This window comes from Flammeovirga sp. AWQ4_249 (assembly GCF_056161045.1).
This window is the reverse complement of sequence record NZ_JBSWYJ010000094.1, coordinates 1-2180: the sequence shown is the minus strand read 5'-3', so window position 1 is coordinate 2180 and position 2180 is coordinate 1. Positions and strand designations below refer to the sequence as shown.

4 protein-coding genes are annotated in these 2180 nt (G+C 29.6%); all 4 read right to left on the bottom strand.

Translation table 11 applies throughout. The features are described from left to right. Positions 1-277: hypothetical protein (locus ACXAHM_RS26200; protein ID WP_474967045.1), on the bottom strand; the 277-nt coding region annotated here is incomplete at its 3' end. Next, the gene (locus ACXAHM_RS26195) at positions 277-582 is read right to left on the bottom strand and encodes a hypothetical protein (RefSeq protein ID WP_474967044.1); all 306 of its coding nucleotides are present in this window, start codon (positions 580-582) and stop codon (positions 277-279) included. The genes ACXAHM_RS26195 and ACXAHM_RS26200, both read right to left, overlap by 1 nt. 469 nt (positions 583-1051) lie before the next feature. After that, positions 1052-1729 (bottom strand): hypothetical protein, encoded by a 678-nt coding sequence (locus ACXAHM_RS26190; protein WP_474967043.1) that lies wholly within the window; start codon positions 1727-1729, stop codon positions 1052-1054. Then, on the bottom strand, positions 1729-2034 hold the full coding sequence (locus ACXAHM_RS26185) for a hypothetical protein (RefSeq protein ID WP_474967042.1): 306 nt from the start codon (positions 2032-2034) through the stop codon (positions 1729-1731). Before ACXAHM_RS26185 ends, ACXAHM_RS26190 begins: the two co-directional genes overlap by 1 nt. Between the last annotated feature and the right edge of the window lie 146 nt (positions 2035-2180).

Genomic DNA, 2180 nt, shown 5'->3' with positions numbered 1-2180 from the left:
AAAAATTGATTTCTACTAAATTTTCATTAAACCGTAATCCTAAATCAAAACCTAAATACTTAATATATAATGAATGATTATTAAATGATATGACTTCACTTAACTTTAATAAAACATCTTCATATGTATAAAAATGATAAACAACTTCTAAATCTTTACTACTAATAACTTCAAGTGATTGAGGCGTTTCAAATAATTTAGATTGTGCAAAAATTTGAAGGAAAAATTTATCCTTGACACTTTTAGATTGGAACTTATTGTTGATATAAAAAACCATTATTGAAACTTTTGTATTATGATATTATTCTCTACACTTTTAAACTTCGGCTTATCTTTTATGAAGTTTTCTTTCTTTTTATTTATAGCTTTTACTGCATCACTCACTTGATTTGTTTTCCCAGGCATCACAATATACTGAACTTCAACTTTACCTGAAAAACCATCCATATTGATACCTTTTTCTTTTAATTTATTGATAAGTTTGGTTCTATTCAGACCTTCAGTTGATAAAATCTCAATCATCTTTGCATAATCCTCCAACTGTTCTACATCAATTTGTCCATTTACATACCCTGATTTCACATCGTAGATCACTAATTTACCTTGAGAGTCTACATGAAAAATATCCGCCTGTTCAGGGTGTTAAGCCGAAGGCGTCATTCGGAACTAGAACATTGTGTGAGTTTGCAACTCACGATTTCTGTATTTCAAAAATTATCCCAAAATAAATTGAAGCTGTTTAGTTGGTTAGTTTTTAATTCTTTTTTCTACACTTTTCATTTTTAGCTTGTGGTATGGAGACACGATGAATCGTGCCTCTACAAGAGGTAGGCTTTCAATTGATATTCTACGCTTTTTTGGAAGGATAGCCAACTACAAGACCATGAATTTATGCATGGGAATACGGGTATTGGCGTTTTTTATTTTTAATCCTTCATTTTTCATTATTTGCTTGTGGTTTGGAGACACGATAAATCGTGCCTCTACAAACGTAGATTTACCTATATAAAATACTAAACCAACCTAGTGTTGTAGATTGGCTTATTCTTTATTAACTATACAAATTATTTTCACTCAGATATTTCCTCACTTTCCCTATCTGCTCTATATTTTCTTCTGATTCTAGATCTAATGGATTGTTATAATGTAACATTTCTATACTGCCATCTTCCCATTCTTTTACTTTGATAAAAGGGCAATTGAGGAGTTGTTCTTTGGTGTGATCTTCTTCATAAACTGCTTTTGTTGTTACACAATGATAAAATAAAGGTTTATCATTAAAAACAGCATCATAAAATTCAAATTGATCTAGTTTATACTTTTCATCAAACTTGTAATAATTACCCACATCCACCCAACTTACATAACCTAAACCGTTGGGAAGGCTTTTGTAGAGGTTGAAGAAGAAGGTGTCGTAGTCAAGAATATTAATATTTGTATTACCGTTTGTTAAAAAATTGATTTCTACTAAATTTTCATTAAACCGTAATCCTAAATCAAAACCTAAATACTTAATATATAATGAATGATTATTAAATGATATAACTTCATTTAACTTTAATAAAACATCTTCATATGTATAAAAATGATAAACAACTTCTAAATCTTTACTACTAATAACTTCAAGTGATTGAGGCGTTTCAAATAATTTAGATTGTGCAAAAATTTGAAGGAAAAATTTATCCTTGACACTTTTAGATTGGAACTTATTGTTGATATAAAAAACCATTATTGAAACTTTTGTATTATAATATTATTCTCTACACTTTTAAACTTCGGCTTATCTTTTATGAAGTTTTCTTTCTTTTTATTTATAGCTTTTACTGCATCACTCACTTGATTTGTTTTCCCAGGCATCACAATATACTGAACTTCAACATCACCTGAAAAACCATCCATATTGATACCTTTTTCTTTTAATTTATTGATAAGTTTGGTTCTATTCAGACCTTCAGTTGATAAAATCTCAATCATCTTTGCATAATCCTCCAACTGTTCTACATCAATTTGTCCATTTACATACCCTGATTTCACATCGTAGATCACTAATTTACCTTGAGAGTCTACATGAAAAATATCCGGCTGTTCTGGGTGTTAAGCCGAAGGCGTCATTCGGAACTAGAACATTGTGTGAGTTTGCAACTCACGATTTCTGTATTTCAAAAATTATCCCAAAATAA

Bases quoted from the DNA above. Each gene is read 5' to 3' on its own strand.
- ACXAHM_RS26190 (WP_474967043.1), bottom strand. From the start codon at position 1,729: ATGGTTTTTTATATCAACAATAAGTTCCAATCTAAAAGTGTCAAGGAT.